This is a genomic window from Veillonellales bacterium (genome assembly GCA_039680175.1).
Taxonomy (GTDB): Bacteria; Bacillota; Negativicutes; order JAAYSF01; family JAAYSF01; genus JBDKTO01.
In genome coordinates, this window is record JBDKTO010000070.1 from 1 (window position 1) to 16,588 (window position 16,588).

Annotated in this window: 14 protein-coding genes; all 14 read left to right on the forward strand. The window is 46.2% G+C overall.

From position 1 onward, the window contains the following. Nucleotides 1-924 (forward strand): hypothetical protein (locus ABFC84_11440; GenBank protein MEN6413349.1); only part of this gene is annotated, 924 nt, incomplete at its 5' end. A gap of 2 nt (nucleotides 925-926) precedes the next feature. After that, nucleotides 927-5,123, forward strand: a complete 4,197-nt coding sequence (locus ABFC84_11445; GenBank protein ID MEN6413350.1) for a hypothetical protein — start codon at nucleotides 927-929, stop codon at nucleotides 5,121-5,123. A gap of 85 nt (nucleotides 5,124-5,208) precedes the next feature. Continuing rightward, complete coding sequence (locus ABFC84_11450) at nucleotides 5,209-5,469, forward strand: PC4/YdbC family ssDNA-binding protein (protein MEN6413351.1); 261 nt, start codon at nucleotides 5,209-5,211, stop codon at nucleotides 5,467-5,469. A gap of 82 nt (nucleotides 5,470-5,551) precedes the next feature. After that, nucleotides 5,552-5,842, forward strand: a complete 291-nt coding sequence (locus ABFC84_11455; protein MEN6413352.1) for an AAA family ATPase — start codon at nucleotides 5,552-5,554, stop codon at nucleotides 5,840-5,842. 144 nt (nucleotides 5,843-5,986) lie between these two features. Further along, entirely contained in the window at nucleotides 5,987-6,901 is a 915-nt protein-coding gene (pstC, locus tag ABFC84_11460; protein MEN6413353.1) for a phosphate ABC transporter permease subunit PstC, read from the forward strand. Then, nucleotides 6,901-7,761: a phosphate ABC transporter permease PstA gene (gene pstA, locus ABFC84_11465; GenBank protein MEN6413354.1), complete on the forward strand. Its 861-nt coding sequence runs from the start codon at nucleotides 6,901-6,903 to the stop codon at nucleotides 7,759-7,761. Before pstC ends, pstA begins: the two co-directional genes overlap by 1 nt. A 117-nt stretch (nucleotides 7,762-7,878) precedes the next feature. Beyond that, complete coding sequence (locus ABFC84_11470; GenBank protein ID MEN6413355.1) at nucleotides 7,879-9,933, forward strand: methyl-accepting chemotaxis protein; 2,055 nt, start codon at nucleotides 7,879-7,881, stop codon at nucleotides 9,931-9,933. Nucleotides 9,934-10,009: 76 nt separating this feature from the next. Next, a complete protein-coding gene (locus ABFC84_11475) occupies nucleotides 10,010-10,987 on the forward strand; it encodes a SpoIID/LytB domain-containing protein (protein MEN6413356.1) in 978 nt (325 codons plus the stop codon). 110 nt (nucleotides 10,988-11,097) lie between these two features. Continuing rightward, nucleotides 11,098-11,379 carry a sporulation protein YabP gene (gene yabP, locus ABFC84_11480; GenBank protein ID MEN6413357.1) on the forward strand — a complete coding sequence of 94 codons (282 nt, stop codon included), beginning with the start codon at nucleotides 11,098-11,100 and terminating at the stop codon, nucleotides 11,377-11,379. A 15-nt stretch (nucleotides 11,380-11,394) separates the two neighbouring features. Beyond that, the gene (locus ABFC84_11485; protein MEN6413358.1) at nucleotides 11,395-12,132 is read left to right on the forward strand and encodes a lytic transglycosylase domain-containing protein; all 738 of its coding nucleotides are present in this window, start codon (nucleotides 11,395-11,397) and stop codon (nucleotides 12,130-12,132) included. Between the two features lie 88 nt (nucleotides 12,133-12,220). Next, nucleotides 12,221-12,685 carry a spore cortex biosynthesis protein YabQ gene (gene yabQ, locus ABFC84_11490; protein ID MEN6413359.1) on the forward strand — a complete coding sequence of 155 codons (465 nt, stop codon included), beginning with the start codon at nucleotides 12,221-12,223 and terminating at the stop codon, nucleotides 12,683-12,685. 303 nt (nucleotides 12,686-12,988) lie between these two features. Then, nucleotides 12,989-13,276 carry a septum formation initiator family protein gene (locus tag ABFC84_11495; protein MEN6413360.1) on the forward strand — a complete coding sequence of 96 codons (288 nt, stop codon included), beginning with the start codon at nucleotides 12,989-12,991 and terminating at the stop codon, nucleotides 13,274-13,276. Nucleotides 13,277-13,365: 89 nt separating this feature from the next. Further along, entirely contained in the window at nucleotides 13,366-13,788 is a 423-nt protein-coding gene (locus ABFC84_11500) for a S1 domain-containing RNA-binding protein (GenBank protein MEN6413361.1), read from the forward strand. A gap of 248 nt (nucleotides 13,789-14,036) precedes the next feature. Continuing rightward, on the forward strand, nucleotides 14,037-16,478 hold the full coding sequence (spoIIE, locus tag ABFC84_11505; GenBank protein ID MEN6413362.1) for a stage II sporulation protein E: 2,442 nt from the start codon (nucleotides 14,037-14,039) through the stop codon (nucleotides 16,476-16,478). The last annotated feature ends 110 nt before the right edge of the window (nucleotides 16,479-16,588 follow it).

Sequence of the window (16,588 nt, forward strand, 5' to 3'; positions counted from 1 at the left end):
TTAAAAAATGAGATACAAGAAATCGCCGCTAAAGGTGAATTTATTGATTTGCTGGTCTTAACGCATACGGACGAAGATCATATCGGCGGGATATTGAAAATTTTTAAGGATTCCGATATTGACAAGAGTATAATAAAAGAAATGTGGTTTAATTCCGGTAAAGCAATAGAACAATATTTGCCGGGAGCAACTTTGCCGGCTAAAATTTCTTCTATCAAAATTGATTATTCCGGACAGCTTAGCGCGGGACAGGGGATTGAATTAGAAAGCTTGATGGATCAATACGGCGTAAGGTGGGCGGGGGTCGTAGCCGGCCAAAACAAGAGGATAAACGGGGCCAATATTTATTTACTGTCCCCCGCGAGAAACGGATTAGAAAAATTTTATAAAAAATGGGAATATGAGAAAAGGACAGAGACACAATCAGCTTATCACACCGATTATCATTTGACGGTAAAAGAACTGTATGGGAAAAACAGTTTTACAGAAGATAATTCGATACCTAATTTAAGCAGCATTGCCTTTCTTTTTGAATATCAGGGGAAACGAGCACTGTTTTTGGGGGATGCTTATCCGTCGGTAGTTGCAGAATCCTTGCGGCAGTATCATAAGGTATCTGCAGACGCCAAGCTTCCTGTAGATGTTGTAAAAGTATCCCATCATGGCAGCAAGGGGAATACGAATGAAGCATTGCTGAGGCAGATGAGCTGCCGCCGGTTTATTATTAGTACGGACGGAACTCAGGGTTTGCCGAATAAAGAATGTTTAGCTAGAATTATACGCTTGGCAAAACCAAAGGCCGAGCTCTATTTCAATGATGCCGACGTTGCCGGTAAAATTTTTCTGGCAGAAGACATTCAGAACTATAATTTTTCATATATAGATTTAAGCCGACCCGAATGTAATTATATTCTGGAGGTATAAACGTGAGTGCCTTATATGAATTATATGAAAGAGTTGGGGTGAAAATTGAAGGCGAAGGCAGCTCGGGAAGCGGCTGCCTCTTTCAGCCTAAAACGGGAGACTTTACGTATGTATTTACGGCAAAACATTGTCTGCCGATAGATTTATTACAGCCTCCCAGCAGCTGGAAAAGTAAAATTTCTATTACAAACAAATTTTTAAATGAAGTTCAGGTAGCAGATGCTTTTTTTCATGATACGGAGGATATGGCGCTTATTTTATTAAAGCGAATTGACGATATTCCCCGGATTGAAGCAGCTCAAATCGTGGCGCAGCAAGGGGTAACCAGTTATGGCTTCCCTAAGAGGCTGGAATTGAAAGACAGACCGGCCCAGCGTATTGAATTTAATGTAAATTTTATTTCGGAAAAAGAAATTGAACTTATCTCTGCGGTTTCTCAGATGACTTATTGTCATGAACCGAAGACCAATATAGAGGGAATGTCGGGTTCGGGGATTTTTGTCGAAACAGATGATCAGCTAATTCTGGTGGGGATATTTACCGATTTACGCGAGGCTACAGGTGCCTATCAAAGTTTTTGCGGTCTGCGGATTCACCTTATAAACGAATTATTGTCAGAGGCGGGCTGTGAAAGTGTTGAAATAAAGAAAAGTCCATTTTCTCATTGCTATCCAAGGCCTGAACCGTATTTTTCCCGGAAAGTGTATCCCGTGCCGTCTTATGATCCGGCGGCTGATCCGGCTGACGGCATGGATGCTGTGGAAATTTTGCAGGAGCAAAAGAAAATGGTTCTGCTGGGGGCGGCCGGCTCGGGAAAAACGACGGAGCTGCACCGCATTGCCAGCTTTTTTTCTTCACCAGCAGAAGCGTTATGTCCTAATTTAGTTCCGCTTAATAGTTACACAGATGAAGAGGTTGCGGCATTTTTGCAAGAAGACTGGCGACAGGTTAAAGGCAAGTTATTGGTTATTCTTGATGGGCTGGATGAGGTGAACAGTCAAACTTTCGATAAATTGACCCGGAAAATTCTCAAATTCGTTAATACAAACCCTGGGGTGTATGTGATTGTATCATGCCGCGCCAATTTTTATCGGACAGGCGACAAAATGGTTGATGATAAAAAAGACCATAGTCAAGGTACGCTGAGAAATTTTATTGCATATCAAATTGCCAATCTTGATGAACGGCAAATTATGGATTTTGTTTCCCGGAAACTCGGCAAGGACAATGATTTCCTGAAAAAAGCGCGGGAAAATAAGATCAATGATTTGCTGGGAGTGCCCTTTTACTTAACCCAATTAGTTGAACTTTATCAAGAAAACCACTTTCCCCCAGGCCGGATGGCACTATTTGACGAACTTTTACAAAAAGCCTTTGCCTGGGATGCAGATCATTTTGGCGATTCCATAGCGGCGGCTAAAAGCAATATCATCAGGATGTCGGAGAAACTGGCCTTGACGATGGAGGCTATGCAGAAATCCCGCATCAGCGAGGATGAATTTGGCCGGGTTATTCCGGATGAAGAATTGCGATCACTTATCAAGCATTTTTCATGGTTTGAAAAGAAAAATAATAGCTGGAGCTTCCAGCATAGAAATTTTCAGGAATTTCTGGCGGCAAAAGTATTGGCGCGTCAAACGCTGGCTTCGCTGAAGAAGTTTGTTACATTTGGCAGGGAGCTTGAAATGATTCCTCCCCTTTGGGCGAATACCGTTGCATTTTTAATTCCGATGATAAAGGACCCGGATATTCTTAAATGGATCATTAGAACAAACCCGCAGATGCTTTTATTAAGTGAAGCGGAGCGGCTCGGCGCGGCAGACAGAACGGCAGTATGCAAGGAGATATTTGACAATTATAAAGCGAAGCAGATCTTTATTAATCACGATAAGTATGATTATAGAATACTGGCGCAATTCGCTCAAAGTCGCGACAGCTTACTTTATTTATTGGACGAACTGCAGGCGGCACAGCATTTTACGGTAAAGTACAATGCCATATTGCTGTTAAGTGCCATGCGCGTACCAAGGGAGCTTGCTGAAAGAGCACGCAGGGAATTAATTGCCTGCGGAATTAGCGACGGGGATAGGGGCGTGGTGTCGAGAGCATTGCTCGCGTTAGGCAGGCTCAAATTATGCGACGAGTTTTCAGCAAAGCAAATTGTGACCCGATTTGCCGAATCCCAGGATGATGGAATTCGCTATGGGCTATATTCCTTTATAACGGAAGGCGGCTTTTCGGACCGGTTTATTGATGTATTTATAGAAGGTATTCCCCTGGTAAGATGTGATTTGAATTCTGAGATGTCCAGACTGTTGAATGAAAAATGGAAATTGACCGCTGGATTGTTGACTGTGCAATCGATCAGTTCCATAGAAAAAATAGTGAGGTATTTTATTGATAGTCCAACAGACTTTCACGAATTGGATATGGATCATCAGCAACAGCTTGATAAGTTTACCAAACAATTAGTGGCGCTGAATAATGCTGGTCAGTCAAAATTAGCGATAATCATTCAATTATTGGTGGCATTGGAAGGGGAGTATCCGGGTGATGGAGTTAAAGTAATTGGTCAATTTATTGAAGCGACGGGAACGCGTATAGCTATTTTTTCTCATTTGCTGAAGCATAGCGAAAAAAATTATGCTGTCCTGGGTGCAATGGCCGGTATAGCTGATGAAGAATGCGTGAATTTATTTATTTCGGCTTATCAGCGGGATTCTATTTCAAGTTATGATGTCGGCGAGTTTCGGCGGCAGCTATCTAATAATAACAAACCTTTGGTTAAGCATTGCGACAGGTTGATTGATCAGCTGCCAAAAGAAAAAAATATTTTTCAAGCGGAGAAACAGCGAACTAAAATTGAAGATAATTTTCAAAAACATTTTGCTATGCTGTTTGATAAGAAAACGTTTATTAACGAATTGAGCCATATTCTTACGCATATCGATTCGGAAATGGTGGATTTTCATGCTGTATGTAATTTACCCGCTAATATCACATCTGAACTGGTAAACAGATTATTAAACAATTTAGTTTTCAATACGCCTATGACTAAAGAAGCAATCATTTCTAACTTTGAAACGAAGGATTGGGATTGGTTTTGCGTGAACAGGGTTTACCAATATTTAAGCCTTAAAGAAGTAAACTCTCTCAGTCAGGAGCAGACTCGATGGATTACTGAGTGGTGTGACAGGAATCAGAGTCGAGTCGATTTTCGCAAGGCATTAGAAAAAAGAACGGATGGTGGAATTTCATCAAGCAAAATTGCAATTTATCTTTGGTATTTCATGTGGAAGCTGAAGATACGGTATCCCCAAGAAAAATTACGGGAGATGCTGTCTTTTGCATGGTATGAGGCAGGTGCTGCCGAGGGGTTTGAATATATTGCAACTTTGTTAACGCCCCAGGATATGACGCGGCAGGTGCTGGAAAACTTAGAAGCGGGAATTGAGTATGATTGTGTACTGGAAAACCATTTAAATTATTGCAAAGAACAGCATATCGTTGCTGGTCTAAAATATGCGTTGGCTGCCATGGAAGAAACTGAACGCAGCATTGTCACCCGAAGGGCTGCAATGGATGCTGCGGCTGCATTGTCCGAGACGTTAAGTCCGCTGGAAGCGGCGATTTACCAAGTACCGGAAGATATGAAGTGGGAATTGATTGATTTGCTGCTGGAGTCCGGAAGTTCCTTTGATTTTCATTCTTATTTTGTAAAGCTGCTGGACGATTCGGATGAAAAAATTCGATTTAAGGCGGCTGATTATTTAATAAAACGTAATAAAATCGAGGGGCTGCGTTTTTATGAGCAGTGGCTGCGAAACAATCAGAAAATGCCGGATTTCCGGTATAATGTGGAAGGTATAGCGAATCTGGAAACGATTGCTGCAGTGCCAGTTCTGTTTGAAATGTTGGAGTTAAGCTATCAGCCGAATTTTGTGCAGCAGGACCGGTTTGAAAGTCTTACGTCTATCGTAATGCGGGCGTTTATGTCCATTGCTGCCAAATCGCCGGAAGGATATGCTCCCATTGTAGAGGGAACGAAGTTATTCATTAAAAATAATCTAGGAAAATATCCCAACGTCAATTTTCTTTATTCATTTCTGGAAAGATTGGAACATCATTATGTTACTACGAATACAACAGCGCCCAGTATGGAGGAATTATTGACACGACTAAGCGGACTTACGTTCTGATTCGCACAGCAGAATTATGGTGCCAGGCTTGAGTTATTAAAATTTCAGTTCCAGTAAATTACAAATAAAGGAGGAGCGTACCGAAATGACGAAAGAAGCAATCAAGTTTGAAATCATCCGCCGCATCGGCGTGTTGTCTGTTGGCTCCCGGGGCTGGCAGAAGGAAGTGAATCTGATCAGATGGAACGGGCGTCCGGCGAAAATCGATATCCGTGACTGGGACGAGAATCACGAGAAAATGGGCAAGGGCACCACCCTAAGTGAGGAAGAAGTTTCCAAGCTTACTGAGGTGCTGCACAATTTGGCTCATCCCTTCGCTGGCTCCGGCGGTGATGCGAAAAAATGATGGACCGATGGGAACAAGAAAAGCAAGGACGCTCTTTGAAGTGCCCCGTGCACGGAAAAAGTTTATACGAGGGAGAAATCGTATGAAAAAATTGATTATCGTAAATGGTACGATGGGCGTTGGCAAAAGCACAGTATGCCAATTACTGCTTGATAAGCTGAAACCCGGAGTTTATCTTGACGGCGACTGGTGCTGGAATATGAATCCGTTCATTGTTTCAGATGAAAATAAGGCAATGGTGTTAGATAACATTGTTCATCTATTGAAAAATTACCTCAGCAACTCCGGCTATGAAGCAAGGGGACGTTCAACTTGCTTCTTCTCCAGAATCGACGAGGGTGTGGCTCATAGAATGAGTTGCTCGCAAAAGTGAGTGAACTCACTCCTGATATGCCGCTCTCGTTTTCTTGTCTGTAGAATTGACTGGGATTGCTCACTGCCAGCAGCTGAAACTTAACAAAAAAATAACATCGGATTAACAATGCCGGATCCTGCTTCACGTATAATGAGGGTATAAATGAGACAGGGATGTGAACATATGGACGTAACGGTAAATCCAAGAGAACATAAATTAAATTTAGTATATGACAGATATGTTCGTTATCTGTTTGTAGCCAGTGCTTTTCTTATGACGGTCATCATTTTATCCATCATTATTTTCGTTGGTCAGCAGGGATTGCTGACCTTTACCGAGGTCAGTCCGGCTGAGTTCTTCTTGTCGACAAAGTGGGATCCCACGGAGATGAAGTATGGGGCTTTAAGTTTTATTACCGGATCTGTGGCCGTTACTTTTCTGGCAATCTTTTTGGGGGCGCCGCTGGGACTGGCAGGAGCTGTATTTATGGCTAAGATGGCGCCGGACTGGCTGCGGAATATTATGCGACCGGCAACTGATTTGTATGTGGCTATTCCGTCCGTTGTTTATGGTTTTGTCGGTCTGACTATTTTGGTTCCTTTTATTCGAAGTTATTTCCATGTGAATACGGGGTTCGGTTTGCTGGCGGCGGCCATTATTTTAGCGATTATGATTCTGCCGACAATTATCAGTATTTCTGAGGATGCGCTGCGGGCGGTCCCAAAAAATTTGGAGGAAGCCAGTCTGGCCCTTGGAGCGACAAGATGGCAGACGATTTGGCGGGTGCTGCTGCCGGCGGCTTTGCCGGGAATTTTAACCTCGATTATTTTGGCTATGGCCCGGGCGGTAGGTGAGACGATGGCGGTGCAAATGGTTATCGGCAACACGCCCCAGCTGGCCCGCTCCTTGTTTATGCCTACCTCAACTCTTCCCAGTGAGATTGTGGTTGAAATGGGGAATACCCCGTTCGGTTCCGCCTGGGGGAATTCTTTGTTTCTGATGGCTTTGGTGCTGCTGCTTATGTCGCTGGCGATGATTCTTATTATCCGCCGTATTGCCCAAAGGAGGTTTGCCTAATGTCTGCCAAAATTACGGATAAGCTGGCCACAGCCATTATGTGGCTGGCCGGAATGATCATACTGGGTGTTCTGGTCTTGTTTTTGTTCTATATTCTTTATAAAGGGATTCCGGCGCTGTCCTGGAATTTTATTACCGGCCTGCCCAGCGATATGAAAGCCGGAGGTGGTGTCGGTCCCCAGTTGTTCAATTCCTTTTATATTTTATTTTTGTCGATGCTTTTTTCCATTCCGGTAGCAATCGGTGCCGGAATTTATCTGGCGGAATACGCCGGCAATAACCGGCTAACGGACATGATTCGTCTCAGTACCGAAAGTTTGGCGACCGTTCCTTCTATTGTTCTGGGATTGTTCGGTATGATTATTTTTGTTAATTTACTGGGTATGGGATTTAGTATTATCGGCGGATCTTTGACTTTAATGCTGTTGAATTTGCCAGTTTTAGTGCGGGTTACCGAAGAATCCATCCGGACGGTTCCGGCTCACTATCGGGAAGCCAGCCTGGCTCTTGGGGCAACGAAGTGGCAGACGATTTGGCGGGTGGTGCTGCCGACTGCTTTGCCGGGGATTATTACCGGGATTACTTTGACCGCAGGCCGGGCTCTGGGGGAGACTGCTATTTTGATTTTCACGGCCGGAACGACGGTTTCCCGGCAGGTGCCTGATTTTGATATTACTGCCGCCGGAGAAACGCTGGCAGTGCATATGTGGTATGTTATGGCGGTGGGATTGGTTCCTGACCGGCTGGAAATTGCCAACGGCATCGGCGCTCTGCTGATTATTACCATCCTGTTGTTCAATCTGCTGTTTACTATACCGGGCAGGCTGCTTCAAAAAAAACTGGGAACGTCAAATCATTGAAAATTTTAAGAAATTCACATTACAGAGACAGAGATTCAGACTGTCTCTGTAGTTTTATCTTATGAATATATTACGAACTATTACGAACAAAATGAATCATGATGGAGGTTCATCGGGATGATGGGGAAAGCAGTACCGGGGGAAAAAAGCAAAAAGTTTACTTTATTGCAGCTCCCGAAGCGGCTGTGGAACTTTCGGCACGGCATAAATCTTTCTTCGGTGGCGGCTCGGGCGGCACTGTTTATCGCATTGACATGTATCGTGCCGCTAAGTATCGTTGGATGGTATTTTACCAATCAAACCATGGAAAGTTTAACTAACTCGGCCATGGAGAAAAACAACAAGGTTTCGGAGCGGTTAGCCGGCGATATTGGTACGTATATACAAACCAAGAAAAATTTTTTGTTGGCTACTACCGCAAAAGAAGAAGTGCGGGTTATGCAGAGTGATGTGACTAAAAAATTTTTGCAGCAGGTGCAGCCTTATTATGGCAGTAATGAACCGTTTTTTATTGCCCAGGCCGATGGCCGGCAGATTTTTCGTACCGACAGTACCGCACCGGTCAGTATTAGCGATAGAGAATACTTTATTACCGCCATGCAGGGAACCGCTAATTTTTCCAATCCTATTTTCAGTAAAGTTACCAAGCAGCTTTCCATTCTGGGAGCGGCTCCTATCTATGGCGGGGATAACAAGGTTGTGGGGGTGCTGGGGGTCACTTTGTCGATTGCGAATCTCCAGATGATGATTGAAAATATTATGGTCCAGAATCCCGGATATATCGTGACGGTAATGGATAAAAACCGAGTACCGCTGTTTTATCCGATTGATTCTTCTGTTGTAACTGAACAGAAGCCGCTGGATAATGATGTTTTTAAAGAAGCGGTTGATAAGCAGAATGGTCAAACGGCGGCCTTGCTGCGGGATCAGGCGTATTTGATTTCTTATCGTTCCATTCCCAATACCGATTGGATCGTTGTCGCTGCGTATCCTCAGCAGGTAGCACTCCAGCCGGCTTATGATATGATTGAACACAGTATTGCGGTCACACTCCTGCTGATCGTAATTTTTGTGGCGATCGGCTTGCTGGTGACCCGAAAAGTTTTGGCGCCGCTTAAAGCATTGGTCGCAGGAGTGGAACTCGTTTCCCAGGGCGACTTGACCTATCAACTGGTCAATGAAAAACAGGATGAATTCGGTTATGTTGCAACCGCTTTTAATCGCATGACAGGCAGTTTGAGGCAGATTGTTGGTTCAGTGAAAGAGTCGTCGGCGATGGTGCTGGAAACAGCGGAACATGTGGCTGCTGCTTCGGAACAGTCCCGCAGCGGCAGTGCTCAAGTGGCTCAGTCGGTTTCCGGTATGGCGGAACAAATTGCCGCTCAGGGGAAAGATACGAAAAAGGCCGGGCAGCAGCTGCAGCTGCTGGTTGCAGTTAGCGATAGGATTTCCGGCAGCATTGCTCAGGTGGCGGAGACGACGGATGAATGTTCGGCAACTGCCGGGCAGGGGCGAATGGTGATTGACAATACCGTTGCGAAAATGCAGTATATCAAGACATTAGTTGCTCAAACGGTCGGTAAGGTAGAGAACTTGGAGCAGGGTACGCAGGAAATCGGTCAAATAACCGGTATGATTACGACTATTGCCAAACAAACCAATCTTCTGGCGCTAAACGCCGCGATTGAGGCGGCCCGGGCGGGAGAAGCGGGGCGCGGTTTTGCCGTTGTTGCCGATGAAGTCCGGCAGCTGGCGGAGCAGTCGGCGGAATCTGCCCATAGTATTTCGCTGCTCATCGAAAAAATCCAACAGGAGACAGACGGCGCTGTTGCGGTGATGCGGCAGAGCTTTGCGCAGGTGGAAGAGGGAGTGAAGATCGCCCAAACCAGCGGGGAGGCATTTGCCAGAATTGTAACCGCCATTCAGCGAGTGAAGGATCAGGTTGGGACGATTACTGGTGAAACTGAAATGCAGGCGCAATTGTGTGACACAGCTATGCAGCCCATTGACAACATTAATAGTCTGGCAATACAAAATACGCAACATGCCCGGGAAATTGCCGCCGTATGCCAGCAGCAGTCGGCATCGGCTCATGATATCAATCATTCTATTGAAAAACTGCAAGCGATGGCGAATGAACTGGAAGGTATGGTGGATACTTTTAAAGCATAATTTTAGTTATCCATTTTTAACCACGCATGTGATGGAAAACCTTCTGCCATACTAAACTATGGAAGGAGGTATAAAAATGAAAACAAGACATAAAAAATGGTATTTATTTGCAGTCACTATTTTGGCGATTGGGATGGTTGTAAGCGGCTGTTCCCTGTTTCAGTCGCCGCAGAAGAAACCGGAAACCGCGCCGCCGGTGCCTCAGCAAAATACGATTCAGGGGGCTGAACCGGATATCACGGTGTACATGCACCAAACCGGCGAAAAGAAGACCATGAAGATGGAAGAGTACATTGCCGGAGTGGTGGCCGGCGAGATGAAATCGGACTGGCCGGTGGCAGCATTAGCCGCCCAGGCGATTCTGGCCCGTACTTTTACTATTCAGGCCATTGAAGAAAAAGGCGGCGTGCCGGCTCGTGGTACACAGGCTTCTACCGATATCAAGGAATTCCAGGCCTATAGTGCTCAGGACGTCAATGAAAATGTTCGTAAAGCGGTGGAAATGACCCGGGGCATGGTGATTACCTATCAGGGAAAGCCGATCCATGCCTGGTTCCATGCCAGTGCCGGCGGCATTACGGCAACTGCCAAAGAGGGATTGGATTTTAAAGAAGCGGAACCTCCCTATATTGAATCGGTGATGTCGCCGGATGATGCCGCACCGGCTGATGTGCAAAACTGGACGGCTTCTTTCAGCAAAAAAGAAGTAATGGATGTTTTAGCGAAGCAGGGTCACGCCTTGTCGGCCATTGACAGCGTGGAAATTGGCTCGAAGGGACCATCGGGGCGGGCTGTCACATTAGTCTTTAATAAGAATACGCAAGTCTCCGGTCCGGAACTGCGGGTCGGCTTGGGCGGCAGCAAGCTGAAATCTATGCTGTTGGATAAAGTCGAGGTAGCGGGAGATCAGGTGGCCTTTACGGGAAAAGGATACGGTCATGGCGTAGGTATGTCTCAGTGGGGTGCCAATAAAATGGCCGCTATGGGGAAAACACCGGAAGAGATTATTGGCAACTATTTCAGAAATATAGTGATTGAAAAACGCTGGCAGTAAAATGCGGGAAAAATAAAAACAGCCGATCATCGGCTGCTTTTATTTTTAATACTATATTGCCAATGCCTGGCATATACATCAATGAGTAAATGTGTGGGAGGGGTACTGCTATGACGATAGATGAAAGAACAACCAGCTGGCGGCATCAACTTACTCTGGTAGACCGGGAGGAATTAACCATTGATGGTGTGGTGAATCTGGGCAGCTACGATGAAAAAGAAATCATAATGGAAACGGAGCAGGGGTTGTTAACGGTAAGAGGCGAGGATCTTAATATTAAACAGTTAAATCTGGATAAAGGAAGTATTATCATTGACGGTACGGTAAAAGGAATTAGTTATGATGACGGGAATCACAGCAAGAAGGGGTTATTGGACAGACTGCTTAAATAAGGAAGGAGTGCTGCCTTGCGGCGCAAATTGTTTACAATTTGGTATGCTTTGCTGCTGACGCTGGTCCTGGAAGTACTGGCTTATTGGCTGACAGGATTTGTCGCAAATTCCTATCGGAAGATGGTCTGGGCTCAGTTTAACAACGGGGTAAAAGAATGGAAAGAGGCCGACAGTCATTTGCCGTATGCGCCGCTGATTAATCGTTTTGCCGGCTGCAACGGTCTGAATGGAGAAGTGGTGGCTGCTGTCATTCAGGCGGAAAGTTCATTTCAGCCTCATGCCGTATCCCGTACAGGTGCCTATGGATTAATGCAGGTGATGCCGGCTACCTGGCAGCAGGTCAACCGCGATCTGAAAATTTGCACCGGACGGCATAAGGGGGATTGTACCAGCGAATGCTATATCAATCCGGAGCTTAATATTCAAATCGGCACGGCTTACCTAGGCCAACTGCTGCGGCGCTATAACGGCGATATGATACTGGCGCTGGCGGCCTATAATGCCGGCCCGGGAGCTGTCGATCAGTATGGCGGCATACCACCATACAGCGAAACGATTCGTTATGTGGATCAAATTATTGATTATTGGTATAAAGAAGAAAACCGGACAGTCCCTTTATACCGGCTGAAGGCCGGACACTGGGAGGAAGTCCGGTCTGGCTTAGGCAGGGGAATACTTTTAACCCTGCTGCTTATTGCCGGAGCAGCCTGGAAATTGACGAAACGAAATCGGTCGTGGCGCTGGCGCTATTAAGTGATAAGAATAAAGACGTGACAGAAATCATTCTCCGTAAGACAACGGTGCAGGGAAAAGGAGCATAAGGAAATTACGAGGTGAGAAAATGGACTTTGCCAGTCAGACGGTAACTTTTTTCATAACAATAATTACCGGGCTGCTGCTGGGGGTGCTGTTTGATTTTTACCGGACACTGCGCAATCAAATCAAGCTGCCGCTGCTCCTTGGTTCTCTTGCCGATTTGGGTTATTGGGCGGCTGCGACCGTTGTGGTGCTTGCGGGATTGCTGTTGGGCAACTGGGGAGAATTGCGGTTCTACGTGTTTATCGGCCTGGTTGGCGGTGTGTTCCTCTATTACCGGCTGTTGAGCCGCTGGACACTGCGACTGATTGCTCTGGCTTTTCGGGGTATTGCCACTGTTTCTCAAGGGTTGCGGCTGGCCGTGCTGTATGGTTTGGCGAAACCCATTGGCTATTGTCTGACACTGCTGTTTTTCCCTTTTACTGCCTTAGGTCGAATCAGTCGACGCTGGTATCGGCACTGTTACCGTCCCAAACCGCCGGGACAATAAGAAGCAGAAGGTTTCAGCCACAATAGAGGACGAAGTCGGAGAACGTTAACCGCAGAGAACACGGAGAACACAGGGAAAGATTGGCTGATATAATAAAAACCGAAGCCCCTCTCAGCGCTTTCTGCGGTTCAAAAATTTCGTATTTCTTCGTCCCCTTCGCGTCTTCGCGGTTCAAAAATTACCATACTTCCACAGTGAAGCCGAATTTTATAATCCTATGATTTTTTTTTACCAGAAAGAGGAATGCGTTGTAGACTGGCGAATAAATGTATTACATAATATAATAAGTGTGGTGCATTCGTTATGTCCCGTCATCGTAAACTGCGCATTCGGTGGTTTCGGCTGACACTGTTGGCTCTGGTTGTCTATTTTATATTTCTCTGCGTCGGTCAGCAAAGCAGGCTTAGTGCTATTAATAGTGAGACCAGGGCGACCCGTCAGCAGCTGGAGCAATTGCAGCAGATAAATGATTCGTTAGCTGAGGAACGAGAGCAGTTGAATAATCCGGCTTATATTGAAAAATTGGCCAGGGAAGAATTAGGGTTAGTGAAACCGGGTGAGACGCCATATATTCCGGCAAAAAGAAATTAAATTATGGCAGCATTTCTTGACACGTTTTACGGGCCAAGAGTATAATATGGTTGCAAAACATAGTTTTTAAGGGAGGAAATTTGATTAGTATGTCCATTGAAGTTGGCAGTGTGGTAGAGGGAGTTGTGACCGGGATCACAAACTTCGGTGCATTCGTTGAACTGCCTGGAGGAAAAGTTGGTCTAATTCATATTTCGGAAGTTGCCGATGTTTATGTCCGCGACGTGAAAGATTTTTTAAAAGAGCAGGATAAGGTCAAGGTAAAAGTATTGTCTGTTGATGAGCGCGGGAAAATTGGGTTGTCCATTAAGCAGCTCCAAGCTCCCAGTGCCAATCCGAGTCCCAGAAAGCCACACGCCAATGATAATCGGCGTCCCAGTAGATTTAATGCTCTGTCTTTTGAGGATAAATTAAGTAAGTTTCTGAAAGACAGTGATGAGCGTCTTACGGATTTAAAACGGAATACCGAATCCAAGCGGGGCGGTCGCGGTGCTGCCCGTAAAGCTGAGTAATAATAAAAGAGCATTCCTTTAGGAATGCTCTTTTTGCAGGTCTTTTTTCAAAAAATTTTATTTTCAATTTCAATGATCGACAAAATCAGAGATGGCAACAGGGCAAGCAAAGACGTTATCGCTATTTTCATGAATTTTTGCACTGCTTTTGTCGCATTTTTTTATGAATCCACCGACTTGTTCAGACATATAATATTTTACAATTTATGTAAAATATTATATGGACACACTATACAGAGGTGGATGATATGCCGAAAGTTACTGTTGTTACCCTGCCGGAAGAAGTGCTGCGGGAATCGGGGATAAAATCATCTTCGCCAGGACGTCGGTTTACCTGGCGGGCCACAGGGGAAAAGCTTCGCGATATGGTGATTAATTTTATGTATCGTGATAATTTGCCTTTGAACTTGTTGGCGTTTTTATTGGGCCGTGTGGCTCTTATGGGAGAAGTGTCTCCTTTTGGTTTAGCCTTTTTTGCTGCGGTGGCTCAGGTCGCCGGGAAACGGGCGGCTTCAGTCGGGTTTTGGGCCATTGCCGGAGTCGCTTCTGCGGGACATTATCTGGAGGCGGGAGTCTATTTTTTTGCTATTTTATTATACTTTCACTGGGCGGACAAGCTTACCCGGATGCATCGCAAACTATTAGCGGTACCGCTGCTGATTTCCTGTGCGGCAGCCGGCTGCGGTCTGGTTTTGGGCTTTCTGGTTCAGGCAACCTTGTATAACATGATGCTGGTATTGTTTGGCGCGGCTATGTGTATGGTATTGGCCTGCATTTTTATGTATGGTGTTCCGGTGCTTTTAAACCGTCCGGCTGCGGCGGTCGGGGTGTGGCAGTCTCCGGGCGACAGCATGATTTGTTTGGTAGTGCTGCTGGCGATTGCTGTTGCCGGTTTGGGCAATATCTGTTTTTGGGAGTATAGTTTGCGGAATATAGCGGCTTCTTTGCTGATTATGGCTTTAGCCTTCAGCGGCGGCGCCGGTTTAGGCGCTTCGGTGGGTGTTGCCGCCGGTTTGGTGGCCGGTTTGACGGCCGGCAATGTTCCGGCAGCCATATCCTTATATGCCCTGGCCGGATTATTAGGTGGCGTTTTTCGGAACTTAGGCAAGTTTGCGGTAATCCTGGGGTTTTTGTCAGGCGGTGTAATCACTCTGTTTTGTTTTGGCCAGGAGTGGGAACCGGCGACTGTTTTGGGAGAATTTGCCGTTGCGGCCGCCGTATTCCTGGTGGTACCGGCAGGGAAAATGACGGTTTGGAAGGAGCAAATTTCCCGAACCGGACAGGATGTTCAGCCGGTGAGTCGGGGCTTGCTGAATGAAGCTCGGGCTAAATTAAACAATATTGCCGATATGTTCAGTGATTTAGCGAAGACATTCGCTTTGATGGCAGCACAATCCAAGGAAAAGATCCGGGAGGATGAGGTAACCCGGGCGCTGGCGGCTGCCGGGGAACAGGTCTGCGGCACCTGCACTCGGCGCAGCGATTGTTGGGAAAAGGAGTTTTACCGCACTTATCAGGCGATGCTGGATATGCTGGAACAAGGTGAGAGCAGAATGGTTACCACCGGTAATATGCCTGAGCTGTTTAAGGTGAATTGTTTAAAGCGGCCGGAGCTGGTCGATAGGATCAATGCTGTATTGGAGCATAATCGATCAATGTCTTTTTGGCAAAGAAAATTGGCTGATCATCGTCAGATGGTGACCGAGCAACTCAAAGCAACCGGAAATATTATCAGTAATTTATCCCAGGAGATTGCAAAAGAGCCTTGTTCCGACAAGAAGCTGGCGCTTTTATTGCGGGAAAAAGCGGCTTTGGTAGATTGTCCGCTGGACGGAGTTCGCGTTACCGGTGTCCGGGGGTCCGGAATGATTGAGTTGTGCAAGCAGCCCTGCGGCGGAACCAGGGAATGTATCAATACAGTATTACCGCTGGCCGCAAGTATCATGCAGGAAAAATTGACGCTGCAGGCCGAGTGCGGCAGCAAATCCCGGCAGAAAAAATGCAAATTAACTCTGCAGGTTGCCAGCCGGTTTAGTGTAGTGACCGGAGTGGCCAGCGCTGCTAAGGAACGGGAGAAAATTTGCGGCGATACGTGTGCGGTGGTGCCGCTGAATAAGGGAAAGATGGCTTTGATATTAAGCGACGGCATGGGAACCGGCAACCAGGCAGCCGGTGAAAGCACTATGGCGGTGGGATTTTTGGAAAAATTGCTGACGGTGGGGTTCGATGTGGATGTGGCAGTAAAGACCGTCAATTCTTTATTGCTGCTTCGGACTCCGGATGAAACTTTTGCTACGGTAGATATGGCGATTATCGATACATATTCCGGGGAAACGGAGTTTTTAAAAATCGGTGCTGCTCCCAGCTATGTCAAGAGAGTCCGGGAAGTGACTGTCATACAGTCTTCCTCGCTGCCAATCGGTATACTGCATCAAATCGAAATTGAACCGGTTAAGTCGGTCGTTGTTGCCGGTGATGTTGTAGTAATGGTCAGTGATGGTATTGCCGATGTGCCCCACCGCGGTCCGGACAAGGGGAATTGGGTGGCGAATCTGCTGCGCCGCACCGCCACCAATCAACCCCAGGAATTGGCAGATAAGATACTTGGGCAGGCAATGCAGTTATCCGGCAATCCGCCAAGGGATGATATGACAGTATTGGTTGCCAAAGTGGTGGAACGGCCGCAGTGATCTCGGTAAAAAGTATTAAATTGGAATCTGCGCAATTATTGCCGGGAGAATCCCGGCTGTTTTATTTTGGGGCAGTGGCAAGGAAGAATATGATTTTGCTGACAAAAAGT